This window comes from Rhizobium sp. Nf11,1 (assembly GCF_050587665.1).
Classification (GTDB): domain Bacteria; phylum Pseudomonadota; class Alphaproteobacteria; order Rhizobiales; family Rhizobiaceae; genus Rhizobium.
The window spans coordinates 17,517-41,591 of record NZ_JBOBHU010000002.1 but is presented as its reverse complement, the minus strand read 5'-3'; the positions used below and the strand labels follow the sequence as shown (position 1 = coordinate 41,591).

The window sequence follows — 24,075 nt, the reverse complement described above, 5'->3', positions numbered from 1 at the left end:
GCCTTCATCCCGCCAATGCTTCCGCGTCGGCCCCTGCAGGGATGCGCAATGGAGAGGAAGGATCGGTCGCAGCACGCCATACCGCCTCGACGACGTCGACGGGCTGTGTCAGGGCGGTCTCCGACTGTTGCTCCCACGATGCGAACACCTCTGCGACGACCGACGAATAGGCTTGCGGGAAGCCGCCCTGTTGTTGAATCAGTGAGCGCGCCGTATCGCCGAACCGCGTCTGCGGCGCGCGCCCCGGGAGCACGATCCTCACACGCACATTGAAAGGCTCGAGCTCGAGCGCGGCAGATTCGGTGAACGCGTTCACTGCGGCCTTGCTGGCCGCATAGACCGAGATGAGCGGGAGCGGCTTGAGCGTCACGCTTGACGTGACGTTGACAACAATGCCTTCCTGCCGCTCCCGCATCTGCGGCAGAATTGCCTGCATCATCGCGATCGTTCCAAGCGTGTTCGTCTCGAAAATCTCGCGGGCGATCTCCATCGGCGTTCCCTCAACCGCGTTGAGCCAGCCGATGCCGGCATTGTTTACCAACACATCCACAGGACCAGCGGTCTCAACGGCAGCGCGGATGCTTTCAGGGCTCGTGACATCGAGCGCGACGATCTTGAGTTGGTCCGAAGGCGGCAGAAGGTCTTGGCGCGGCGTTCGCATGGTGGCGATCACCTTCCAGCCCTGCGCGAGAAAGAACCTGGCAATTTCCAGCCCAAACCCCGACGAGCATCCTGTAACAAGAACGGTCTTCATATCTGTCTCCTATCCATTCTGACAGCAACAGAGGTAGACGGCGACTACCGTACTGCATATCATGCGCCGTCCCTGTTTCGTTATCAGGAGTATCGATTGAGCGACCCGCTGGCTGATATGGTGACGCTGCTGCAGCCAGCGGCGCGCCATTCAAAGCTCGCCAGCGGCGCAGGGACGTGGCGCGTGGAGCGCCAGGAGACAGGTCAGCCCTTCTACTGCGTCGTTCTGGAGGGTTCTTCGCGGTTGAGCGCGGAGGACGAGCATATCACGCTCCGCCAAGGCGACTTCATCCTGATCCCGGCCGCCCATGCCTTCATGATGTCGAGCCTGGACGACGGATTATCGCCCGGCATCGATCCCCTCACCGTCACGATGCTTCCTGAAGAGACCCGTCACGGCGATCCCGAAGGGACTCCGAATGCACGCCTGCTTGTCGGCCACTTCGCTTTCGGCTCGCCTGACGCGGCGTTGCTGGTTTCCCTGCTGCCGCGGATCATTCATATCCGCGGCGACAGCAGACTGTCGGCGATCGTACAGCTCGTCACGGACGAAGCCCGCACCGAGCGGCCGGGAAAGAATATGATCCTGGCGCGGCTATTGGAAGTCTTGCTTGTCGAGGCGCTGCGCTCGAATGCCGGGGAGAAAGCGCCGCTCGGAATCCTGCGGGGTCTGAGCGATACACGTCTTGCCCTGGCCATCCGTCGGCTGCACGAAAATCCGGCCAGGGAATGGACGGTGGAGCAGCTTGCCCGAGAGGCGGCCCTGTCGCGGTCGGCGTTTTTCAACCGCTTCCGCCGCACTGTGGGTCTGGCGCCAATGGAGTATCTGATATCATGGCGCATGGCGCTCGCCAAAAATCTGCTGAGGCAACGCGATATCGGAATTCAGGAGATCGCCGAGCGCGTCGGCTATGGCTCCGCAAGCGCGTTCAGCACGGCATTCACGCGCTTTGTCGGATTGCCGCCGTCACGATATGCCGAGCAGGCAAAGACCATGTCAAACGCCGCCGCATAATTCTAATCGGCCTCAATGCCGTCCGTCCGGCAGCGGGCAGGCTTCGCCGCAGCCGCCGACGCCAGGCAGGTTATAACGCAGGCAGCAGACCTTGCGGCGGGCGAATTCCAACCCGCATTGCTGGCGCGCCATGCGGATCATGCCGAACATCGGATTGCGCCCGCCGCCCGGCCACTCAGCATCATTCAGCAGCGCCAGACCGCCTTCGACGAGGGCCGGCTCATGGCGGTGAGCGATCTCTTTCAGTATCCAGGAGAGATAGGCCGCTGCATTGTTCCAGAGAAGCTTCGGCGCCACGCCAGCATTGGCGGCAATCGCCGCGATGACGGGCTCGGCGTGGCCGAGCATCAGCCGGTGAAGCGCGGCAGCCGGATCGGTGGCAATCTCGGGACTGTCGGACATCACGAATGCTTCCGGCTCGCCCGTCTCAGCATTGCAAACGAGCGACAGCCGGTCGATTTCCAACGGCAGGGCGATGCGGTTGACGAACATGTGGACACTCGGGGCGATCGTCAGCATGCTGAAATAATAGAGCGTCCACATGGAGACGATCGCGCGGCGATCGCTGCCCGGAAACTTTTGAGCATAGCGGGCGATGATCCCGTCAAAGACGTCGGGGTCGCCAAGGTCCCTGCAGGGAATGACAATGCCGGCCGGCGGCGGAGAGGCGAGCAGCTTGCCGCGGCAATAGGCGAACGGGCCGTCGCCCACCAGGCCGTCGAGATCGACGGCCTGGTGGGCGACAGGATGATCGGCGATCGAAGGGCGTGAGGCCGCCCCGTTCATCTCTGCCGCCATGGTGCTACCACCGATACTTTAGGGTGCCGGTCATGTTGCGACCCTGGCCGAGATAGCAGAAGCCCTCGTTGCAGACCGTGTCGCGCTCATCGGCGATGTTGCGGATGGCGAAGGCCGCAGTCAGGCCTTCGTATTTCTTGTCGATTGCACCGAAATCATAAGCGGCGGACGCATCGACATAGAAACCTGAAGGGTTCTTCGATGTATTGGCGGTATCGGTCCAATTTTCGCTGACATAACGGACACCCGCGCCGACTGAGAGACCATGGAAGGGATTGGTTTCCTGGAACGTATAATTGGCCCAGAGGCTGGCGACGTGCGAGGGAGTCACGGCCGGCGTATTGCCTTCGTTGGTACCCGCGGTCACTTCAGAATGGTTGTAAGTGTAAGCCGCAATCAGGTCCCATCCATCGCCCACAGCCGCGCGAGCTTCAAGTTCGATACCCTTTCCCGTCACCTCGCCGAGCGAGTCATAGGCAAGCGTCAGTGGATCGACCAGCACCGGCTTGTTCTTTTCGACGATGTGATACGCAACCGCCGACAGGAGGATATCTGTGCCTGGCGGCTGATATTTGACGCCCAGTTCGTACTGTTCACCCTCGGTCGGCTCCAGAATCTTGCCTGAAGTCGAACGGTTAGTCACGGGATCAAATGACGTCGAATAGGAGACGAAAGGCGCAAGGCCGTTGTCGAAGAGATAAAGCGCCCCGGCCTGCCACGAAAAGGCGTTTTTATTGACGTCTTCCGAGTCGCTCATCCCGAAGGAAGGATAGGTCGTGTCACGCGTCTGGTTGACCCAGGTCTGGCGGCCACCAAGATTGAAGCGCCAGTTCCCGGCTTCGATCTGGTCCAAGGCGTAGACGCCGACCTGGCGCATGTCGGCATCGGCAACGATGAAGTTATAGGCCGGCGTCGCACCCGAGACGCCATAGGTCGGATTGGCAATATCGAAATCGAATGCCGGGTTGGCTGCATCGAAGCCGTAGCCCCAGTTCGACTGGAGATTGGTGTAGTCGAGCCCGAACAGCATCGTATGCGCAAGCGAGCCTGTATCGAACCTCGCCTCGAGCTGGTTGTCGACCTGGAAGACGTTCATCTCGTCCCGGATCGAACTTGCATTGCGGTGCGCGACGGTTCCGGTCCAGCTCGAAATGCCGAGATAGCGGGCGCGAAGGTCGAGGTGCGAGTAACGCAGGTTCTGCCGGAAGGTCAGGCCATTGTCGAAATCATGCTCGAACTGATAGCCGATCTGCTGCTGCTTGACCTTCTGATAGTCGTAGTCGGGATCGCTCTGCCGGATATCGAGAATCTCGCCGCCTTGAGTCGTGACCGCGCCGACATTGGCGTCGGTCTCGTCGGACTGCGCCAGACCATATATCGTCAAGGACGTACCTTCGTCGGGCTTCCAGGTGAAGGACGGCGCGAGGAAGTAGCGGTCGTCGGCAATGTCGAAATTGGTATCGCCGCGGCGGGCGAGGCCAACGATGCGATAGAGGAAATCGTCGTTGTCTTCGCTGATCGGCCCGCCGAAATCGAACATCCCCTGCACCCGATCCTTGGTGCCGTAGGTGATGCCGACTTCGCGGATCGGCTCTTCGGTCGGAAGCTTCGAGATCTTGTTCACGAGGCCGCCCGGCGATCCCGAACCGTAAAGAACGGAAACCGGTCCCTTGATCACCTCCACGCGCTGCAGCTGATAGGGATCGGTACGGAACATGCCGTAGTTGATGTAGGGCTGGCGCAGGCTGTCACGGTAGTCGCCGACCGTCGTAATATTGAAGCCGCGGATGAAAATCTGGTCGAAACGCGGATCGAATCCGTTGGGGCCTGTCGTCACGCCGGCCGTGTAACGCACCGCCTCGATAACCGTCTGGGCGCCGCGCTGCTCGATTTCCTTCTCTGTGGTGACCGAGATCGAGCGCGGGGTCTCGACCAGCGGCGTGCTGATCTTGGTCGCGCCGGCGCTGTTCTTGGCAGTGACCGACGTCCGGTCGGTCTTGCTATCAGAGGCTGCACCTTGAATGACGATTGGCTCCAGTGTCGTCGCGGTGTCACCTGCGGAGGCACTCTGGGCAGCAGCCGGCGATGCTGCAATGCCGATCAGGACCATCGCGGTCGTCGCACAAAGGCTATCTCTATAAATTCGCGATACATTATTAGAAACATTCAAAAAAACACGCGCCATTGCTTGGTCCCTACGTCACGGATGCGGGCGGAACCTATGGAGCGAAGTGGAGCCTGTCAACATAACATGATTAATTTAGTCACCTTTTATTCTATGATCTGCCTATCACGGCCATTCGCGAACAGGTTGCACCCAGCATCGACACTGGAAGGCTGGCACGGAACGCCTGCGATGCAGGCTCCCGCCGCGCCTCCTGTCCTTTGCGGATCCGTACGCAGTCGGCATAACATTCTCCCGCCCGGAGTAACGACCGAAGCAATACAGCATCAGGCGACCCTAGATTCTCTATCGATCTTGATAGGGAGAGGAGTTTTCTATTGAGGCAAATAAAAAATCTGGTTTACTGCCACTTCGCTTGTTGGCTTTCAGGGGGGATTTAGCCGATGGTGTGGACACGCAGGAGTATTATGCTCGGTGGATTGGCGTTGCTTGGGACCGGCGCCGTCAGCAAACCGGCAGCCGCCGCGGCAGCTTCTTATTTCGACGGCACAGCCGTCGATAACGGCGTGACATTCCGCAGCACCAATTTCGCGAAAATCGACAAGCGCTGGCATCGCCAGGTCGTCAAGTATTTTAGCAGTGAGCCGATCGGTACCGTTGTCGTCGATACAAGGCACCATTTTCTCTACCTGATCATGGAGAACAAGACCGCCATACGCTATGGCGTCGGGGTCGGTCGCGAAGGTTTCAAATGGTTTGGCCGCGCCACCATCGACGCCAAATCGCTCTGGCCGCGCTGGACGCCGCCGCCGGAGATGCGCAAGCGCCATCCCGAACTGCCGGAATTCGTCTCGGGTGGCTCACCGAAGAACCCGCTCGGCCCTCGCGCCATGTATCTGCATCGCGACGGCGTCGACACCGGCTATCGGTTCCACGGCACGCTGGAGCCATGGAGCATCGGCAGGGACGCCTCCAGCGGCTGTATCCGCATGTTCAACGAAGACGCCATCGATCTTTACCAGCGCTGCCCCATTGGCACGGCCGTACAGGTTCTGCCGCATATTGCCGACCAGGCTGAGGGCGCCACTCAGGTTAGCGAAACAACTCCGGTCGAATGAGGAATATCACCCCTATGTCTGCTATGATCGGATACACCAAGCGCCTTGCCGGCGCAGCCATGCTCTTGGCGCTCGCCGCCTGCTCCACCACCGAGGTCGCCTCCCTGGAAGAACCGGCCGCGGTGCCGATGACCGGCCAGACCAACGACCCCGCCCCCGGTTTCGAGAACGTTGCGGCTGGTAGCGAGGAGGATTTCATTCTCAATGTCGGCCGACGGATCTACTTCAAGCAGGACTCCGCCGCGCTCGATACCGTCGCCATGGCAACCTTGGACAACCAGGCCGCCTGGCTCAACAGGAACCCAACGTGGCTGCTCAAGCTGCAGGGATTTGCCGACGATTCCGGCTCCGCCTCCAATATGCAGACGCTGTCGCAGAAGCGCGCCGATGCGGCGATGGCCTATCTCGCCTCGAAGGGCGTAGACCCCAAGCGCATGTGGGCCAAGGGCTACGGAAACGACCGCGAAGTCCGCGACTGCACGGAGCGCTCCTGCAAGGTGCAGAACCGGCGCGTCGTCACCAATCTGCGCACCCAGCCGGATGCGGTTTGATCGCAGATGAACTTTCCGGGACGGGCCGAACAAAGGTTGCTTAGTACATGTATAGCACGCCCCGTCGGGATGGTGATGAGGCCGCGATGGACGGGCCGCCGATCACGAAGCGTCTAGTTCGAGGCATCGAGGACGAAATCTGCATGGGCGGTCCAGCTTGCCATCCTGCCGCCAGACCTTGCCACGCCATGGACCTGGAAGTTCTCATTGAACACCGGCGTATTTCGATCTTCATCCGCGCCGGAACGCCTGTAATTTGACGGTCGTGCGGTTAGACTAGCCGTGGAATAGATTAAAATTAGCCGGGCCTAGACTTTAAATTTGCCGAGAACTGGCGTCTTGGTCAGACCGGCGCTTTTCCTTCTCCCACTACCGGACGAGAGACCAAGATGAAGTCGATGTCATCGTCGAGGATCGGCGCGGCCGGGTTGTTGGGATTGAAGTAAAGCGTCGGCAACGGTGAAGGCTGACGATTTTCGCGGGCTGCGCCAGTTACAAAAGGCGGTCGGCGAGCGTTTCGTGCGAGGGCTCGTCTTACACGACCACGACCGAGTGACCCCATTCGGAGAAAAGCTACAAGCCGCCCCGCTATCACTTCTATGGACAATGTGAGCTGCGATCGAAAAGCGCCGGGCGGGTCAGGGGCTGGGCCATTCGTGCCAGTTTGAAGAATGTCGCTCGTCCCAGTTCGATCCGTGATCGCCAGGAGCACCAACACGTCAAGCCCTCACATCGCTAGCGCAACGGCGGCAAAGATGACCGTTTGAAAAGTCATGACATGACCAATTGAAAGCAATGAGGTCGTCACAAATCACTGCAGAGACGGACCGTAAGGAGCGGGCGCGAAACGCAACGATCTCGTCGCGGGTGAGAGTTCGAGGAAGAGCAAACTCGGTCCGCATCATTTGTGCACAAGGGCCGGCCACATGGCGCCGGCCCCAGTCGACGCGGAAACCCTGTTCAGGATCGCGCTTCAGAAACGGCGTGCGTGCTGCCGAGCTTGCCCAGCGACCTCGAAAACACAGGTTTTGTCGAATTTTTCGCGCTACTTCCGCGACGTTTCCTGATCTCCACGATAAACGGCTTAATTCGGGACTTCATGGAGAGGCTCTCCTTAAGCCACCTGACGCTCGGCTTCGATCTGAAGAGGCGCCTGCTGAAAGGAGCCGTCTCCGATAGCGATCTTGCGCGGCTTCATGGCTTCGGGCACTTCACGCTTCAGCGCAATCGAAAGAATACCGTTCCTCAGCGAGGCGTTCTCGACCCTGACGTGATCGGCCAGCTCGAAGCGGCGTTCAAATGCGCGCCCGGCGATGCCGCGATGCAGATATTCGCCTTCTTTCCCATCGGGCTTTTGCCCCTTCACCAGAAGGACGTTCCGCTCCTGGGTGATGTCGAGGTCACCTTCGGCGAAGCCGGCCACCGCCATCTGTATGCGATAGTCGTCTTCGCCCGTCTTGACGATGTCATAGGGCGGCCAGGTCTCGATCGCCTGCAGGCGCTGCGCATTGTTCAGGAGATTGAAGACACGGTCGAATCCGATGCTGGACCGGTAAAGGGGGGCGAAATCAAGTTCGTTTCTCATAGCCATATCCTCCGTAAAGCAACATGGGTTGGAGACGCGTCGGAAACCTGCGTCTCTCCTCTGATCATCGGCCCGCTTTTGCGCTGCCGACGACGATGATCTGGTTCCGCATGATTTTCCATTCAAGAGGAGAATCTAAAAAATTTCGGCCTGCTTTACCCGGCAGTCCGGCGCGCCTCTTGCTCACTGTTTTCATTCAGCTCAACCAATGGCGCCTGGCCGTTCGACATCGGAATCATGAGGTCGGCGGCAGCACGTAGCCGGCCGGTGACGGCAGGTGGAGCACGAATCTTGTATCGGCGGCGTTCGCCGCCAGGACGAGGTGATAACCACCCGGTTCGGCCCGGAAGGCGCCGGCCTCGATATCGAAATAGGCCAGATCGCGCGGCAGAACCTTCATAACGGCTGTGCCTGTTTCGCCGGGTTGCAGCGAGAGCTTTGCGAAGGCGCGCAGTTCCTTGTCCGGCCGTTCCACTTTGGCTAACGGCGAGCGTACATAGAGCTGGACCAGTTCCGAGCCTGGCCGGTCGCCTGTATTGGTGACGTCAATGCTGACGGTTATGCCTTCAGGATCCATTTCTCCCGCGGAGAGTCGCGGTTCGCCCCAACGGAAGCGGCTATAGCTAAGGCCGAAGCCGAAGGGGAAGAGAGGTTCGACGGCGCTGATATCGTGATGGCGGTAGCCGACGAAGACGCCTTCGGCATAGTGCACATGCCCATTCTTGCCGGGATAAACGGCAGGATCGCCCGTGATGGCGGAATTGTCGGCAAGCGCCTTCGGGAAGGTCTGCGGCAGGCGGCCGCCCGGCTCGGCTTCGCCGAACAACACGTCGGCAACGGCATTGCCGAGTTCCTGTCCGGGATACCACATCTGCAGCACGGCGCGGACCTTGCCGAGCCAGGGCATCTCGATGGGACCGCCGGTCTGCAGCACAACGACGGTGTTGACGTTGGCGGCGGCGACCTTCTCGATCAGTTCCTCCTGCCGCCCCGGTAGCCGCATATCGGGCAGATCCAGCCCTTCCGTGTCCCACTCGCCGTCGCGACCGACGAAGAGCAGCGCGACATCGGCATTGCGGGCCGTTTCGACGGCGACTTCGATGTCGGCCTCGCCGAGCGGCTTTTCGACGCCGAAGCGGACGGCGATGAGGTTGATGCCCTCCTCGTTCGCCGTGGATGGCTCATATTCGACGGCAATTTCGTAAGGCCTGCCCGCTTCGAGCGTCACCGCGCCGCGCTGTTCGTCGTTGGCAGTGCCGAAATAATTCTCGCCGCGCACCCAGCCGTCATGGCCGTCGACGATCAACCGGCCGTCGACGAAGAGCCGCGCCAGTCCGGCATTGGTCATGCCGAAGACATGTTGGCCGCTCTCCTCAGGCGCATATTGCATCACCATCCGGGCGGAGAAATCGGCGGGGTCGAGTTCGCCCGACGGCAGTTCGAACCAGAAGAATTCGCCCTTGTCGACGGTCTCGACGTGAAGTGGAGTGCCCTTGCAGCCGCGCCCCTTGAAATATTCGACGGTGATCTTTCCCTTGAACACGTCGATCAGGCGGTTATGGCGGCAGCCGACGGCGTGGCTGATGCTGTTGGCATTGGAAAGAGCGGCGCGAATGCCTTCGAGCGGGCTCACCGTATAATGCGCGGCGATCTGCGCGCTGCCCCCACCCATGACGCGGGCGCTCGCCGCATTCGGTCCGATGACGGCGATCCGATCGAGCGAGGTCTTGGCAAGCGGCAGGATGCCGTCATTCTTGAGGAGCACCGCGCCTTCGGCACCGAGGCGCCGGATCAGCGCCCGGTCTTCCGGCAGGTCGACCGCCCGTTCGGTGAGATCGGGCTTGTTCTCGAATGCGCCGACGCGCTCGAGCAGCAGCAGCATGCGCCGCGCCGCCGCCCGCACGGTGGCGGCTTCCACCTTGCCTTCGCGCACGGCCGCAACCAGCTTCTCGCCGCGGTCGCGCGCCGGGCCCGGCATTTCGAGATCGAGGCCGGCATTGATCGTCTCGGCCGTGGAATGCGAGCCGAACCAGTCGGACATGACGATGCCGTCGAAGCCCCATTCCTCGCGCAGCACCTTGGTCAGCAACCATTGATGCTCGCTCGTATAGGTGCCGTTGAGGCGGTTATAGGAGGACATGACCGCCATGACGCCGGCGCGGCGCACCGCCTGCTCAAAGGGCGGAAGATATATTTCGCGCAGCGTCCGCTCGTCGATATCGGACGACATGGTCTGCCGCTCGATCTCGGATTCATTGCCGGCGAAGTGTTTTATGGTCGCCGCGATCCCCTCGCTCTGCACGCCCTCTATATAGGCGACCGCGAGTTCTGATGTCAGCATCGGATCCTCGGAGTAACATTCGAAATTGCGGCCGTTGAGGCCGGAGCGATGAATATTCACTGTCGGCGCGAGCAGCACGGCCGCTCCCTTGCTCTTTGCCTGGCGCGCAATGGCAACCCCCATCTGCCTGACGAGATCGGGATTCCAGCTGGCGCCGAGCGCAATGGCGACAGGAAAGCAGGTCGCCTTGACGCCGGCGACCAGCGAGCCCGCGCCGCGAGCGCCGTTTGGCCCGTCCGTCACCTTGATCTTCGGCACGCCAAGCCGCTCGACGGGCACGGTCGTCCAGAAATCGGAGCCCGACAGCAAGGAGACCTGTTCTTCGAGCGTCATCTCGTCGAGAATGGAATCGATCATGCAAACCTCCCGTTCAAAGACTGCGAGCACCGTCTGTTAAACCTACCGATTACTCGGTATTTTTAATATGTCAAGCTGACGGAGCTGATGTAAGAAGAAGAGGATATATCGGCCGGAGCATTGCGGATCGGCGCATCGCCGTTAAAAGAGGCCGACGGGAGAAATAATGGCAGAACGGAAGACGGGACAGGACGAGAAAAGACGGCGTCGATCCCCCAAAGGAGAGGAGCGCCGCGCGGAAATCCTGGCCGCGGCGATGCGGCGCTTTGCCGAAGATGGCTATCAGAATGCCGCGATCGGCGATATCGCCCGGGACGTCGGCCTGTCGCTGCCCGGCCTGCTGCACCATTTCCCCACCAAGGTCGATTTGCTGCTCGCGATCCTCGCCAAGCGCGATCTAGATAGCGCCGATTTCATCGGGCACTATCGCTCCGATGTCCGCGGCCTGCTCAAGGGCATGGTCGATATCTTCCGCCGCAATGCCGAAATGATCGAGGTCGTCAGAGCCTTCGCGATTCTGAATGCCGAAAGCCTGATGAAGGATCACCCCGCCAAGGCGTGGTTTCTCGCTCGCACTGCGGAGATGCAGAAGGACATCGCCGCGACTTTCGAGCGGGCGATCGCCGATGGCTCGATCGACAAGAGGATCGACAGCAAGGTGATCGCGGCCGAACTAATCGCCGTGATGGATGGCCTGCAGATGCTCTGGCTGCGCGACCCCGATCGCTTCGATATGGTCGGCGGTCTGGAAGACTATCTCGACCGCCTGCTGGCGAGCCTCGGTCTGGAGGGATGAACTCTCTTTTCATCGAAGCGCGTGAGCCAGATCATGATGCGGCTGACGGCTTCGTGGTACCTTTGGCCGACCAGCAAACCCGTATGCGTCGTGCCCCGGAGACCGAGATACTCGCCGCCGATGTGCCGTGCCATCGCCTGCCCTCGCCGGTCGGCGGCTGCGTCGGTGACAGCTGAGATGACCAGGCTGGGGCAGGTGATCTTGCTGCCGTCGATGGAAATCCCCTCGGCTCCGAAATGGAAGGAAAAGACACCGAAGGCTCTGGCGGATTCCATCGACAGGTACTTCCGCTGGAAGGCGATATCGTCGGGCGTCTCGTCAGGGCTGGACTGCTCGTCACGCGCCGGCGCGGGAATAACGACGCCAGGTATCTCAGGCGCAAGATCCTGGTAGGGCACCTCGTCATGCACCTGCCTGGAGATGCTGGAATCGATCAATACCAGCCCGGCAATGCCAACGCTTTCCGCCAGCTTCTGGCTGAGGATTCCGCCCATGCTGAAACCGATCACAACAGGAGGAACAGCACATTCCCCAGCGATTGCGGAAATCGCCTCACGAATATCTTCAAGATAGTTCTCGAATTCCACCTTCGTGAAATCCACCGACCTGCTTTTGTAGTGACCTCGCAGATTGATGCAGTAAGAATCCCACCCCGCCGCCATGAAGTGGGGAATGTACTTGCTCCACATCCAGCTGCCGGTGAAGGCGCCATGGACAAAGAGCAGAGGCGGTCGATCGGCCTCATCCGAGCGATCGTTCCCGCGAAAGATTTCCAGGAAAAGGTCGTTCTCGCCAATATATATGCCCGTGTGCTCCGGCAACTCTCTCGCGTAGTCCCGCATGCCATCCACTCCCTTTATCTTGGCAGGCCTATCCGTTCCCGCTGTCGAACAAAGGATATTTGTTACGCAATATTGATCAACTGCCACGGGTGGCCTTACATAAAGGACAAAATGTCTCTAATCGGATCTTGCCGTGGATAGTCTCGCGAACCTCTTCGCCTTCGTTCATGCAGCCGAACAGCAGAGTTATGTCGCAGCCGCGCGCGTTGCCGGCGTTTCGCCGTCGGCGATCGGCAAGGCCGTGGCGCGTCTTGAAAGCCGGCTCGGTGTGCGGCTCTTCAACCGGACGACGCGCAGCATCAGCCTGACGGACGCAGGGGCGGTCCTTTACGAGCGCTACAAGCGCATCATCGACGATATGCAGGACGCAGAGGCAACCGTCCTGCATAGCCGGGAACGCCCAACGGGCCGCCTGCGCGTCAGCGTTCCGCACATCGTCGGACACCATCTGCTGATGCCTTTACTGCCGGCCTTTGCCGAGTGCTTCCCGGAAATCGAACTGGATGTGGATTTCGAAGACAGGGTCATAGACCTGGTTCAAGAGGGTCTGGATGTCGTGGTGCGGAGCGGCGAGCTTGCCGATACGCGGCTGATCGCCCGCCACCTTGGCGATCAGCATTTCGTCGTGTGCGGCAGCCCCGACTATTTCGATCGCCATGGACAACCGGAGACACCTGCCGATCTCTCCCGGCATGCCTGTATTCATTTCAAATACCCATCCAGCGGCCGTATCGCGTCATGGGCCTTCAAGACGCCGCACGAGCGGCTGCTTCTGCCGCGAAGCCTGACGTTCAACAATACGGACGCGGGGCTGCGGGCAGCGCAGGATGGTCTTGGCCTTGCCCACCTGCCCGTCTATGTCGCGGCATCGCATATGCGAGCGGGAAGCCTGATCCCCGTCCTCACCTCCTTCATGGTGCCCTTCGGCTCGCTCTCGCTGGTCTGGCCGTCCAATCGCCAGCTTTCGCCCAAAGTCCGCGCTTTCGTGGATTTCGTCGTCGAGAATTGCGCCGCCCGAGCCGACGCTTTTCGACCGGCAGCCAGCCTGTCGCGCTGATCCGCTGTCGCGCCATATCCGAGGCGGGTACACTTTCCCTACTCACAACGCTGGGGGCTTTGATGCTCAGCCGCAGTTCCGGCTTGGTTTTGAATCGGAGCCGGCACTTGCTCCGCCATTGAGTGCCATCGGCTGATCTGAACGCGCCATTGCGATCGATGCGGATGATGTCCGCGGGATGCGCGGATCCGTCATGGCGAGCCAGCGGTCTGCCGAAAAATACGCCCTGGTTCTTGCCTGCGAACCTGGAGCTGCCTTGAGGCCTAGAGCAAAACTAAATCTGTTCTCGCTGCCGGCTTCGCGCGTGAAGCTGAGATAAGAGCCGAATCGTTCGGCCTCGACTTCGCGAAGTCTTTGGATCGACGCAAGCGCATCTTCAAAATCTCGCCAGCATGCCTGCTTCACAATGATCTCGAAAATGCGCAGCACTTCAGGGGCGAGAAGTCCCTCAGCATCAATCTTCGGTCCGACGATCTTGGCGCGGATCTCAACAATATTACCCGTCTCATCTCCACGAATCCTGAGGAAGGTCGAGCTCAGTGGCCTCACCTCGTCCCGTTCGTAGATGCGCTGAAAATAACATTCATAATCGCGATTGCGCATCGATGCGGCTTTCCATTCGCTCACCTCTATGCCGGCCTCTCGAAGAGCGCTGCAAATATTGGCGCCCGAGACCAGCCACATGCGCAGAAACTGGCTTGCCAGGTCGAGCTTTGGGACCTCCATCAGATGCCGCGATATGGATATCGTCGGACGAAGAAAAAAAGCAGCCGGATCAGAGTGGACGGTTGGGCGTGGCGAAGGGGCAGCCTTGTTGAGCGCTCCCTTTTCCAAGTCCTCGGTCGGAGATTCGGATTGGCGGATGTCAAGGTAAGAAACCGCAATCGTTGCGACAAGCAGGGCGAGTAGCAACAGCGCTGCCCGACGTAACGGGCGGCGGTTGCTCAGCAACGGGAACTTCCAGCGCTTGGATGGGCTGTCGCGAGAAGAACCGGCTGCTGAGAACAATTTATTCACTGCGTTGCCTCGCAAGCTTGCGACCAGCGGTGTCGGTCGGCGCCTGGTCAATCCCCGTGGCCAAACCTTTTGAGGCGAGCGACGATGTGAAAGCGGTACAGCCGGCTCACCTTCGAAACCGCGATTTTGATGTCGAGTGTATCGAGCGTCAAGCGGCAGCCTTGAAACGGCTGCGCCCAAAAGAAAAGCTCGCCTATGTCGCCGATCCTTCGGGAATTACTTTCCATCAAGCCATTCCTGCAGCTCCGCCTCAGCGCGTTCGAGAGCGCTGTAATTCAGAAGTTTACGCAGGAAAGCAATCGTGACGGCGCGGGCGCGGAGATTGAAGCGGCCGTCCTCGTGGTCGTCGCCAGCCGTCTGATAGACGTCGAGCTTGTCGTAGAGCTGCTGCAGGCGGTTTTGCACGCTGCGCAGCGACAGGCTCCGGCGTCTGGCGATGGCCCGGTCAGTCAGACCGAGGGCTATATCAACGAGGATCTCGTATTCGGAATCGGTGAAGCCGTTGGTCTGGCCGAGGCTCTTCTGCTGCAGACCACGCACCTCGCGGTCGATGACACACTGGCTCTCGATGAAGATCGAGCGCAGCGCAAGCTTCAATCGCTCGTCAGAGGCGGATTTCAGCACATAGCCATAGGCGGCGCCATCCGGCACGATGCGCGAGACGCCGCGCACATAAGCCTCATCCGAATAATTCGACCAGAACAGGATGCGGGTTTCCGGCCGCTCCTTCCAGATCGTGCGCGCCGCCTCGATGCCGTTGCGGCTCGCCATCTGCAGGTCCATGACGATATGCGCCGACTTGTGGTCGCGGGCGAGCTTCTCACCGGTGGTTCCGTTCTCCGCCTCGATCACCGTGTCGCATTCCGGCAGGGCGGCGTTAACAGCCTCATGCAGGTAGGACCGGTGCAGCGGGTCGTCCTCGACGATCAGAACCTTCATCTTTTCTTTCTCCTCAGTCCGGCTCGCCCGCCTGGCCGCTGGGCGCCAGCGGCAGCACGACGCGCACCGCGGTCCCGCGATTATTATGGCCGGGGCCAGTCGTGAAGCGCGCCGAGATCAGCCGCGCGCGGGTCTTCATATTGTCAATGCCGCCGCCGATCCGTCCCCGCGTCTTGGCAAGCCCGGTTCCGTCGTCGGAGATTTCGATCGCCAGCTGTTCGTCGTCGGCTTCGAGCCGCACCATGATCGCCAGTGGGGCGGCATGGCGCACGGCATTGTTGATCGCCTCCTGCGCTATGCGAAACAAGGCGACGCTGACGGTCGGCTCCAGCCTTTCGAGCGCCCCATTCGTCTCGTCGACGAGGCCCCATTCGATGCCCGACCCGGTGTCGCGGGTCGATCGGTCGAGATGATGCTCGATCGCCTGAGCGAGGCCGAAGAGCTGGAGCACGGAGGGTTTTGCCTGCTCGATGATCTGCCGCAGATCCTGCATGCAATGCTGCAGCGATCGCGAAACGGGTTCGAGCGCCTCGGGCGTCACCTCGCCGTTGCGCGACAGCCGGTCGATTCGCCGGGCAAGCCGCGTCAGGTCGGCAAGCGTCTGGTCGTGAAGGTCCATGCCGATTCGCTGGCGTTCCTGCTCCAGGGCTTCGGTCAGCTTCAGCGCGCCCTGACGCAGCCCCTCCTCGCGGGCGCGTGCCTCCGCCTCCACGATCGCCGAGCGTTGCGCCTGCTCGGCCGCCTGCAGCGCAAAGAAATAGGGCGTCAGCAGATCGGCGATGATGCGGGCGCGTTCGACGTCCTCCATCGTATAGACGCCCGCCCTGTGAGACGAACAGGAGAGGGCCGCGATGATCGTGCCCTGCACCTTCATCGGCACATGCAACCGGCTCCTCAGCGATTGTTCGACGATCGGCCGCTTGAACGCGCCCTCGAAATGGAAACGCGGGTCTGTCATGGCATCGTCCGTGAGCAGAAAATCGACCTCACCTCGCAGGAGCGAACGGATGGGGCTGTTGACGACAGGCGCGCCGGCGATCTCGCCCCAGGCGGTCTCGATGCCCGTTTCATAGGCCGTGTGATAGTTGCCGCCTTCGAGCAGCACGCAGACGTCGAGATGGTCGTGGGGGATGATGTGGGCGACCTCGGCAGCGACCGACCGGATGGCCGAGCGGAAGTCGAGCTGGCCCGCGAGCAGCCGGGAAATGCCGAGATAGTGGTCGAACAGGGCTGCCGGTGCGAGATGCAGCATTGTCAGTTCCTCCCCCGTCACGACAGGCTCCTCAACCCGGCGTGATCGTTTCCCAGTAAGCGCCCGCAAATGGGCCGCCGTCTTGCGTAAACCCGCAGCTTGTTGCGCAAAACCCGCAAACGAGTTGCCGCCTTGCCCCTGTACAGGCAGGCCGATCTCCCGCATCCTGCCCTTACTGAGAGGAGGAAGCTCAGTGCAAGAACAATTTTCACTCGGGTCTGGTTTGGCCGGCAGGAGTGAAGCGATCCGCCGACCGGCGCGATCATGAGGGAGGAAGACATGACAATCCGTAAGATGCTTCTGGCATCGGCCGCTATTGCTTGCGCCGCCATGCCCGTATCCGCCTTTGCCGACACGTCGGCCAAGAAGATCGCTCTTTCCAACAATTATGCCGGGAACTCCTGGCGCCAGGCGATGCTGACGAGCTGGAGCAAGGTGACGGGCGAAGCCGTAAAATCAGGCGTCGTTGCCGCGGCCGATCCTTTCACCACTGCCGAGAACCAGGCGACGGAACAGGCGGCGCAGATCCAAAACATGATCCTGCAGGGCTATGACGCGATCGTGCTGAACGCCGCCTCGCCGACGGCGCTGAACGGCGCGGTCAAGGAAGCCTGCGACGCCGGCATTACCGTCGTTTCCTTCGACGGCATCGTGACCGAACCGTGCGCCTGGCGCATCGCTGTCAATTTCAAGGAAATGGGCCGCAGCGAGGTGGAATATCTGTCGAAGAAACTCCCGCAGGGCGGCAATCTGCTCGAGATTCGCGGCCTTGCCGGCGTTTTCGTCGATGACGAGATCTCGGCCGGCATCCACGAAGGCGTCAAGCAGTTCCCGCAGTTCAAGATTGTCGGCTCCGTTCACGGAGACTGGGCCCAGGACGTGGCGCAGAAGGCCGTCGCCGGCATCCTGCCGAGCCTGCCTGACATCGTCGGCGTTGTGACGCAGGGCGGCGACGGTTATGGGGCCGCACAAGCGATCGCCGCGACCGACCGGAAGATGCCGATCATCATCATGGGCAACCGCGAAGATGAGCTGAAGTGGTGGAAGGAACAGAAGGACGCCAAGGGCTACGAGACGATGTCGGTGTCCATCGCGCCTGGCGTCTCCACCCTCGCCTTCTGGGTCGCCCAGCAGATCCTCGACGGCAAGCAGGTCAAGAAGGATCTCGTCGTGCCGTTCCTGCGCATCGACCAGGACAATCTCGAAACGAACCTCGCCAATACCCAGGCCGGCGGCGTCGCCAATGTGGAATACACGCAGGCAGACGCGATCAAGGTCATCGAGTCGGCAAAGTAACTCTCCCGGCGATTGCCGCGCGCGCCGAAAATGGCCGCGCGGCAGTCCTTCCGAGCAGATGTGGCGGGCAGCATGGATGAGGTTTTGAAGGCGGTGATCGCCGTCGATGGCGCCAAGGTGAGTTTCGGCGCGGTCAGGGCGCTTGACGGCGTCACGCTCCGCGTCATGTCGGGCGAGTGCGTCGGGCTGGTCGGGCACAATGGAGCCGGCAAATCCACGATTGTCAGCGTCATCAATGGCGGCCTCACCCCCCATGAGGGAAGTGTGTCGAGTGATGGCGAGCGGCTGGAGCGTTACGGCATCAACGCGGCACGAGCCCGCGGCGTGCGCTGCGTTTTCCAGGAGCTTTCGCTCTGCCCCAACCTCTCCATCGTCGAGAACACGCGCATCACGCACCGCGATCTAGGCGGCTTCGGCTGGCGCAGGCGCGCCGCAGAAATCATCGAAAAGAGCCTCGATGCGGTCTTCCCCGGCCACGGCATCGACAGCGGTCGGGCAGTGGGAGACCTTTCGATCGCCGAGCGACAGATGGTCGAGATCGCGATGGCCTTTTCCGACGCCGGCACCCCGCCGCGGCTGGTGATCCTCGATGAACCGACCTCCTCGCTCGACGCGAGCCTCGCCCGCCAGATGCTCGACCATGTCCGCCGCTTCGTCGCGGCCGGTGGCTCCGTCATTTTTATCTCGCATATCCTCCACGAGGTCCTCGAAACCTCCGACCGCATCGTTGTCATGAAGGACGGCCGCGTCGTTGCCGAACGCCCCGCCCACGGCTTCGACCATCATGGTCTGGTCGAGGCCATGGGCAGCGTTGCGAAGGAGGAGACGGGGCAGCGCCCGGCGCGCCAGCAATCCGCCGCTCCGCTCGTTCTCTCCCATCAGACGGCGGGCCGTCCCTTTTCGGCCCGCAAGGGCGAGATCATCGGATTGGCAGGTCTTGCCGGCCACGGTCAGACCGAGCTTCTGCTTGCCCTGCACGCCGCCAAGTCCGGCAACTGGCTGCCCGAGCGCGATCCGCTTGTCACCTTCGTCGCCGGCGACCGACGCCTCAACGGCATCTTCGAACTCTGGAGCATCCTGCGCAACTTTTCCGTCGCCTCGCTCAGTGACCTGTCGCGGCGTGGCCTCATTGCCGCTGATAAAGAGGAGGCCAAGGGCGCCGACTGGAGGCGGCGGATCGAAATCCGTACGCCCGACATGGCCAACCGCATTTTGTCGCTTTCCGGCGGCAATCAGCAGAAGGTGCTCTTTGCCCGCGCCCTTGCTACGCGCGCGCCGGTCGTCCTCATGGATGATCCGATGCGTGGCGTCGATGTCGGAACCAAGCAGGAGGTCTACGCCATCATCCGCGACGAAGCTTCGCGCGGCCGCACCTTCATCTGGTATTCGACTGAAATGGACGAAGTGCGTCTCTGCGACCGCGTCTACGTCTTTCGCGAAGGCCGCATCACTGCCGAACTTGCCGGCGACGCCGTCAACGAGACGAACATCATCGCCGCATCCTTCGAGGGGGTCGCCGCATGATGGTCCGGCTGTCATCCGACGCCTTGCGTCTTGCCATTCCCGCCCTTTCGCTGACACTGCTGCTCGCCGCCGTATTCTGGCTGCAGCCGCGCGCCATGAGCTATGTCGGCCTCAACCTGCTGTTCAATCTCGCTGTGCCGATCGCGCTTGCGACGATCGCCCAGATGCTTGTGATGACGGTGAACGATCTCGATCTGTCGATGGGCACCTTCGTCAGCTTCGTCGCCTGTGTGAGCGCGACCTTTCTGCGCGACGACCCGGCGACCGGCATCCTGATCCTTGCGGGAGCGATCGCGGCCTATGCGGCCCTCGGCGTCATCATCTACCTGCGCGACCTGCCGTCCATTGTCGTCACGCTCGGCATGAGCTTCGTCTGGGGTGGACTTGCCGTATTGCTGCTGCCGGCGCCCGGCGGGCAGGCGCCGGATTGGGTGCGCTCTCTGATGACCGTCAAGCCGCCGCTGGCGCCGATGGCGATCGTCGCCAGCATCATCATAGCCGCCGTCGCCCATCTTCTGGTCATGCGGTCTTCGCTCGGCGTGCTGATCCGCGGCATCGGCGGCAACCAGCGCTCGGTCGAGCGGGCCGGCTGGTCGATTGTCGGGGCGCGGGCCATCGCCTATGGGCTTGCCGGCTTCTTCGCGGTGCTTGCCGGCATCGCCCTCGTCGGCCTCACCACCTCGGCCGATGCCAATATCGCGCTGCGTTATACGCTGCTGTCGATCGCCGGCGTGATCCTCGGCGGCGGCGAGTTCATCGGCGGCCGCGTCTCCCCTGTCGGCGCCGTTATCGGCGCGCTGACGCTGACGCTCGCCGGCTCGTTCCTCTCCTTCCTGCGCATCTCGCCCGATTGGCAGATCGGAGCCCAGGGCGCGATCCTGATCATCGTGCTCGCACTTCGCCTCATGCTGAACCGGCTGGAAAAACGGGAGAAACGCCGCCGATGACGCCCTTGCTCAGCCTTTTCGGCAAACCCTGGATCTGGTCATGGCTTGCCGCCTTCATCGTCTGGTTCCTGACAATCATGGTGACCCTTGGCGCCAGTACGCTAGGCCTGTCGCAGGCGGCACTCACCTTCGCCGCCTTCTCGGCGATCGTCGGCATCGGCCAGATGTTCGTCATCACGCTCGGTCCCGGCAATATCGATCTGTCGGTTCCCGCCACCATGACACTTGCCGGTACGGTGGCGCTGAAACTGATGAATGTCGAAAACGGCTTGATCCTGCCTGGGCTTCTTGTCGCCATCCTCATCGGCCTCGTCGTCGGCCTCGGCAACTATGCGCTCATCAAGGCGCTGCGCATTCCGCCGATCATCGCCACGCTTTCCATGAGCTTCATCGTGCAGTCCGCGGCGATCTGGACGAACCGTGGCTTGCGCATCAAGCCGCCCAGCGTGCTTGCCGAATTCACCACCACGAACACGCTTGGCATACCGAACGTGGCGATCGTCGCGTTCCTCATCTCGCTACTCGCTTGGTTCCTGCTCGAGAAGACGATCTACGGGCGCTGGATCTCGGCGATCGGCCAGAGCATGCCCGCCTCACGCATGGCCGGCATTCCGGTCGACGGCACGCGCTTGGTCACCTACCTCTTCTGCGCCGTGCTCGCATCCGTCGCGGGCTATCTGCTCGCCTGCTTCTCCGGCGGCGCAGCACTCAATATGGGCTCGGAATATCTGCTGACCTCGATCGCCGTCGTTGTGATCGGCGGCACAGCGGTTGCCGGCGGCGATTCCAACGTGCCGGGCATCTGGGGCGCGTCGCTCTTCATGTTCCTGGTCGTCTCCATGCTCAACACCTATGGGCTCGGCGCGGGCATCCGCCTCATCATGACCGGCCTCATCATCATCAGCGTGATCATGCTCGCCGGCGGTCGCCGGGCCGGCATGCGATAATCAGGAAGACCACCATGGCCGAGGCCAGCATCTACGAAATCCACGACCCGCGCTTCCGGCAGTTGATCGTCACCAGCGCCGGTCTCGACGAACTCTATTCAGGCTGCCGCTGGGCAGAGGGTCCTGTCTGGTTCAACGATGCGAACCAGCTTCTGTGGAGCGACATTCCAAACCAGCGCATGCTGCGATGGACGCCCGAGGGCGGCGTCTCCATCTACCGGCAGCCATCCAACTTCACCAACGGCCACACGCGCGATCGCCAGGGCAGACTCGTCTCCTGCGAACATGGTGGGCGCCGCGTCACGCGCACCGAGGTCGACGGCTCTATCACCGTGCTCGCCGACCGTTTCGAGGGCGCGCGGCTCAATTCGCCGAACGACGTTGTGGTGAAATCGGACGGCACGATCTGGTTTACCGATCCGACCTACGGCATCATGTCGAACTATGAAGGCTATCAGGCTGAGCCCGAGCAGGCGACGCGCAACGTCTACCGGCTCGACCCGGCGACCGGCCAGCTAACCGCCGTCATCACGGATTTCATCCAGCCGAACGGCCTTGCTTTCTCCCCTGACGAGACGATCCTCTACGTCGCGGATTCGTCAGCAAGCCACGACGAAAGCCTGCCACGCCACATCCGCGCGTTCGATGTAGTCGACGGCAGCAGCCTTGCGAACGGCCGCGTCTTCTGCCTCATCGACAACGGCATCCCGGACGGAATCCGGACTGACGTGCAGGGGAACCTTTGGTCCAGTGCCGGTGATGGCGTGCACTGCTTCGATCCGGCAGGCAAGCTGATCGGCAAGATCCGCGTCCCTCAGACCGTCGCCAACCTGACCTTCGGCGGCCCCGGACGCAACCGTCTGTTCATAGCCGCAACGCGCTCACTCTATTCCCTCTATGTTGCCACGACCGGCGCCCAAAGACCGTAAGCCGGTGAATGCCAGGTTCGGGGGCGGCGGGTTCATTAACGCCCAATGCGAACTGATTGAGATCCTCGTAGCCGTATTCCGCGGCGGCGCGACGCGTGAAGTCGCCGGCGACCGCTGCCGTGATGATCACATCGACGTTCCTCTGCATTTCAATGACCTTCGCGCGGCGGCGTCGTTCTGCTTGAAGCTTAGACGGCGCGGGCTATCCGGCCGATTTCGTCACGCCGGTTGGCGAATGGGATGTCGGCATCGAGATTGCCTTCTGCTAGACCGCTCATGCTTGCGGTGATCTCGCCGATCGGTTTTGCGATCACGCGGGCGGCAAAAACAGCGGCGCCGATCAACGTGATAATGGTCAACGGACCGACACCGATTGACGTATAGGACGAGGGCAGCGGAGGCATCGGCCTCTTCCTCAGCCTTGGTCGCCATCGCCTTGGCCGAGTCCGCACCTTCGATTGGGATAGCGAGCGCAGGATGTGGATATGACAGCTGGCTCGCTCTGTGTCGCATCCGCCGACTGCGGAACGTCTTCTCGACGACCGGGATTATTCCCTTGATATGACGGTGACCTGCAGCGCATCGAGGATGAGGCCGAGCGCCGACAGGCGGGGCAGATCCAATGCGGGGCTATCCGCCTCGAGGCCGGCGGTGGCGCGGTCATAAACGGCATCGAATTGCTTGTTGGTGATCCGCGACATGTAGAGAATGCCGTCGAAATCGGTGCGATCGTAGATGTCTTGGCTGAGCCGGCGTCCGCTCGCCTGCGCCCGTGTCCGAACGGCATCCGTCGAGACACCGAGCAGGTTTGCGCCTTCGTAGCGCAGGTCGAGTAGAAAAAGCTGGCCCGGGTTTCGGGCGGCGGCGACCGAATAGCGGTCGAACTCCTCCTGGAATATCACTCGCTCGGCCCTACCTTGAAAGCGGTCGCGAACAATCGTTTCCGCGACGGCGGTCATCGGGTCCTGAGCGAGGTAGAGCAGCCGGAACTTGTCCTTGAGGCTCGAAACCGCGACTTGCCGAAACCCATGCCGAGCGGCGTTCCGGCATGGGCGCGCGCGATGATCCTGACATAGTCGGTGGCATCAGCCCGGACGGCGAGGCGCTGAAGGATAGTTTTGTCGAGTCTCATTGCACGGCGAAATAGGTCTGAGCCGCGTCGATGACCTCGCCAGCGCGATCCTGTTTCAGGAGGTCGATGGGCCTGCGCCCGCCCCACATGGGGTTCGGCTGGCAAAGCCACAGCCATGCCACCCGCTGATTGGACACGAGAGCGGCGACCGTTGCTATGCCCCTTGCGGGACGCCCGTCGATGAATTGTTCGATCGGATAGACGTGCTTTCTCGTTCCCTTCAACAGTGCGATCACCTCGCCGGCATGCTGCCAGCGATTGAGCGTGGAGCGTGCAATTCCAAAATCGCGCTGGAGTTCGCTGGCGCCGGCAACCGGCCCGGCCCAATCCTCAAGCCTGCGGGCGACCGCAAGCTCGCCCAGCAACCGCGCGCCCTCCTCGGCCGTAACGATCTTCCCCAGTCCTTCGCCGGCGGAAGGCTCCACGGTTTTCGGAATCTCGAGCACGATCTTGCCGCCGGCAGGCGCATCGCCGAACGTCTCCACCAGGCCACGAATACGGCGGGCAAGTTCGCCCTGGCGCTTGCTAAGCTCGCGCCTTACGCTGACGGGAAGATCGACGATGGCCGCAGCCGCCGCGCCCGCAATACTGGCAGACAGAGCCACCGAGCCGGACTCGAATGCGGCGTCGGCTTTCAGCACGTCGGCAACTTTGGCGGCGACGCGGTCGGCGACCCTTGCCTGACGGGCACGATGCAGCCGGACCTCAGAACCAGCCATGAGACTATCTCCATTCTTAGATGAACTGATATAGT

At 61.6% G+C, this 24,075-nt stretch carries 24 protein-coding genes; 11 read left to right on the top strand and 13 right to left on the bottom strand.

All coding sequences use genetic code 11. The annotated features are described in order from the left end of the window. Positions 1 to 4: 4 nt before the first annotated feature. Entirely contained in the window at positions 5 to 754 is a 750-nt protein-coding gene (locus ACQ7C1_RS03095) for an SDR family oxidoreductase (protein ID WP_430957280.1), read from the bottom strand. Between the two features lie 96 nt (positions 755 to 850). On the opposite strand from ACQ7C1_RS03095, the gene ACQ7C1_RS03090 reads away from it, so the two are divergent. Beyond that, positions 851 to 1,768, top strand: a complete 918-nt coding sequence (locus ACQ7C1_RS03090; RefSeq protein WP_430957279.1) for an AraC family transcriptional regulator — start codon at positions 851 to 853, stop codon at positions 1,766 to 1,768. Between the two features lie 12 nt (positions 1,769 to 1,780). Here the strand turns inward: ACQ7C1_RS03090 and fhuF are convergent, their stop codons facing one another. Then, complete coding sequence (fhuF, locus tag ACQ7C1_RS03085; RefSeq protein WP_430957278.1) at positions 1,781 to 2,566, bottom strand: siderophore-iron reductase FhuF; 786 nt, start codon at positions 2,564 to 2,566, stop codon at positions 1,781 to 1,783. A gap of 4 nt (positions 2,567 to 2,570) precedes the next feature. Beyond that, on the bottom strand, positions 2,571 to 4,751 hold the full coding sequence (locus ACQ7C1_RS03080) for a TonB-dependent siderophore receptor (RefSeq protein WP_430957277.1): 2,181 nt from the start codon (positions 4,749 to 4,751) through the stop codon (positions 2,571 to 2,573). Positions 4,752 to 5,134: 383 nt separating this feature from the next. On the opposite strand from ACQ7C1_RS03080, the gene ACQ7C1_RS03075 reads away from it, so the two are divergent. From ACQ7C1_RS03075 to ACQ7C1_RS03065, 3 genes are all read left to right on the top strand, one after another. Next, positions 5,135 to 5,809 (top strand): L,D-transpeptidase, encoded by a 675-nt coding sequence (locus ACQ7C1_RS03075; RefSeq protein WP_430957276.1) that lies wholly within the window; start codon positions 5,135 to 5,137, stop codon positions 5,807 to 5,809. Between the two features lie 14 nt (positions 5,810 to 5,823). Then, positions 5,824 to 6,360 carry an OmpA family protein gene (locus ACQ7C1_RS03070; RefSeq protein ID WP_085781828.1) on the top strand — a complete coding sequence of 179 codons (537 nt, stop codon included), beginning with the start codon at positions 5,824 to 5,826 and terminating at the stop codon, positions 6,358 to 6,360. Positions 6,361 to 6,679: 319 nt separating this feature from the next. Next, the gene (locus ACQ7C1_RS03065) at positions 6,680 to 6,823 is read left to right on the top strand and encodes a DUF4143 domain-containing protein (protein WP_430957594.1); all 144 of its coding nucleotides are present in this window, start codon (positions 6,680 to 6,682) and stop codon (positions 6,821 to 6,823) included. A 651-nt stretch (positions 6,824 to 7,474) separates the two neighbouring features. Here ACQ7C1_RS03065 and ACQ7C1_RS03060 read toward each other — a convergent pair. Continuing rightward, positions 7,475 to 7,945 (bottom strand): Hsp20 family protein, encoded by a 471-nt coding sequence (locus ACQ7C1_RS03060; protein WP_430957275.1) that lies wholly within the window; start codon positions 7,943 to 7,945, stop codon positions 7,475 to 7,477. 235 nt (positions 7,946 to 8,180) lie between these two features. Next, positions 8,181 to 10,643, bottom strand: coding sequence for a glycoside hydrolase family 3 C-terminal domain-containing protein (locus ACQ7C1_RS03055; protein ID WP_430957274.1), 2,463 nt, complete (start codon positions 10,641 to 10,643; stop codon positions 8,181 to 8,183). Positions 10,644 to 10,809: 166 nt separating this feature from the next. On the opposite strand from ACQ7C1_RS03055, the gene ACQ7C1_RS03050 reads away from it, so the two are divergent. Further along, complete coding sequence (locus ACQ7C1_RS03050) at positions 10,810 to 11,439, top strand: TetR/AcrR family transcriptional regulator (RefSeq protein ID WP_430957273.1); 630 nt, start codon at positions 10,810 to 10,812, stop codon at positions 11,437 to 11,439. On the opposite strand, the gene ACQ7C1_RS03045 is transcribed toward ACQ7C1_RS03050, so the two are convergent. Beyond that, positions 11,397 to 12,281, bottom strand: a complete 885-nt coding sequence (locus ACQ7C1_RS03045) for an alpha/beta hydrolase (protein WP_430957593.1) — start codon at positions 12,279 to 12,281, stop codon at positions 11,397 to 11,399. The genes ACQ7C1_RS03050 and ACQ7C1_RS03045 overlap by 43 nt on opposite strands. 133 nt (positions 12,282 to 12,414) lie before the next feature. On the opposite strand from ACQ7C1_RS03045, the gene ACQ7C1_RS03040 reads away from it, so the two are divergent. Next, positions 12,415 to 13,338: a LysR family transcriptional regulator gene (locus ACQ7C1_RS03040; protein ID WP_430957272.1), complete on the top strand. Its 924-nt coding sequence runs from the start codon at positions 12,415 to 12,417 to the stop codon at positions 13,336 to 13,338. Between the two features lie 66 nt (positions 13,339 to 13,404). Here the strand turns inward: ACQ7C1_RS03040 and ACQ7C1_RS03035 are convergent, their stop codons facing one another. From ACQ7C1_RS03035 to ACQ7C1_RS03020, 4 genes are all read right to left on the bottom strand, one after another. After that, entirely contained in the window at positions 13,405 to 14,289 is an 885-nt protein-coding gene (locus tag ACQ7C1_RS03035; protein ID WP_430957592.1) for a DUF6030 family protein, read from the bottom strand. Positions 14,290 to 14,402: 113 nt separating this feature from the next. Further along, positions 14,403 to 14,582 (bottom strand): hypothetical protein, encoded by a 180-nt coding sequence (locus tag ACQ7C1_RS03030; RefSeq protein WP_430957271.1) that lies wholly within the window; start codon positions 14,580 to 14,582, stop codon positions 14,403 to 14,405. Further along, positions 14,572 to 15,294 carry a response regulator gene (locus ACQ7C1_RS03025; RefSeq protein ID WP_430957270.1) on the bottom strand — a complete coding sequence of 241 codons (723 nt, stop codon included), beginning with the start codon at positions 15,292 to 15,294 and terminating at the stop codon, positions 14,572 to 14,574. Before ACQ7C1_RS03025 ends, ACQ7C1_RS03030 begins: the two co-directional genes overlap by 11 nt. A 13-nt stretch (positions 15,295 to 15,307) precedes the next feature. Further along, complete coding sequence (locus ACQ7C1_RS03020) at positions 15,308 to 16,546, bottom strand: ATP-binding protein (protein ID WP_430957591.1); 1,239 nt, start codon at positions 16,544 to 16,546, stop codon at positions 15,308 to 15,310. A gap of 279 nt (positions 16,547 to 16,825) precedes the next feature. Between ACQ7C1_RS03020 and ACQ7C1_RS03015 the strand changes: the two genes are divergently transcribed. The 5 genes from ACQ7C1_RS03015 (at position 16,826) to ACQ7C1_RS02995 (ending at position 22,189) form a co-directional block, all read left to right on the top strand. Further along, positions 16,826 to 17,842, top strand: a complete 1,017-nt coding sequence (locus ACQ7C1_RS03015) for an ABC transporter substrate-binding protein (RefSeq protein WP_085781836.1) — start codon at positions 16,826 to 16,828, stop codon at positions 17,840 to 17,842. 72 nt (positions 17,843 to 17,914) lie between these two features. Further along, positions 17,915 to 19,366: a sugar ABC transporter ATP-binding protein gene (locus tag ACQ7C1_RS03010; protein ID WP_430957269.1), complete on the top strand. Its 1,452-nt coding sequence runs from the start codon at positions 17,915 to 17,917 to the stop codon at positions 19,364 to 19,366. Next, positions 19,363 to 20,313: an ABC transporter permease gene (locus ACQ7C1_RS03005; protein ID WP_183698474.1), complete on the top strand. Its 951-nt coding sequence runs from the start codon at positions 19,363 to 19,365 to the stop codon at positions 20,311 to 20,313. The genes ACQ7C1_RS03010 and ACQ7C1_RS03005 overlap by 4 nt, the downstream gene beginning before the upstream one ends. Continuing rightward, positions 20,310 to 21,260, top strand: a complete 951-nt coding sequence (locus ACQ7C1_RS03000; protein ID WP_430957268.1) for an ABC transporter permease — start codon at positions 20,310 to 20,312, stop codon at positions 21,258 to 21,260. The genes ACQ7C1_RS03005 and ACQ7C1_RS03000 overlap by 4 nt, the downstream gene beginning before the upstream one ends. Positions 21,261 to 21,274: 14 nt before the next feature. Continuing rightward, on the top strand, positions 21,275 to 22,189 hold the full coding sequence (locus tag ACQ7C1_RS02995) for an SMP-30/gluconolactonase/LRE family protein (RefSeq protein ID WP_430957267.1): 915 nt from the start codon (positions 21,275 to 21,277) through the stop codon (positions 22,187 to 22,189). A 188-nt stretch (positions 22,190 to 22,377) separates the two neighbouring features. Here ACQ7C1_RS02995 and ACQ7C1_RS02990 read toward each other — a convergent pair whose 3' ends face one another. From ACQ7C1_RS02990 to ACQ7C1_RS02980, 3 genes are all read right to left on the bottom strand, one after another. Next, a complete protein-coding gene (locus ACQ7C1_RS02990) occupies positions 22,378 to 22,593 on the bottom strand; it encodes a HAMP domain-containing protein (protein ID WP_183698477.1) in 216 nt (71 codons plus the stop codon). A 144-nt stretch (positions 22,594 to 22,737) separates the two neighbouring features. Then, entirely contained in the window at positions 22,738 to 23,148 is a 411-nt protein-coding gene (locus ACQ7C1_RS02985) for a hypothetical protein (protein WP_430957266.1), read from the bottom strand. A gap of 169 nt (positions 23,149 to 23,317) precedes the next feature. Beyond that, positions 23,318 to 24,040, bottom strand: a complete 723-nt coding sequence (locus tag ACQ7C1_RS02980; protein ID WP_430957264.1) for an antitoxin Xre/MbcA/ParS toxin-binding domain-containing protein — start codon at positions 24,038 to 24,040, stop codon at positions 23,318 to 23,320. Between the last annotated feature and the right edge of the window lie 35 nt (positions 24,041 to 24,075).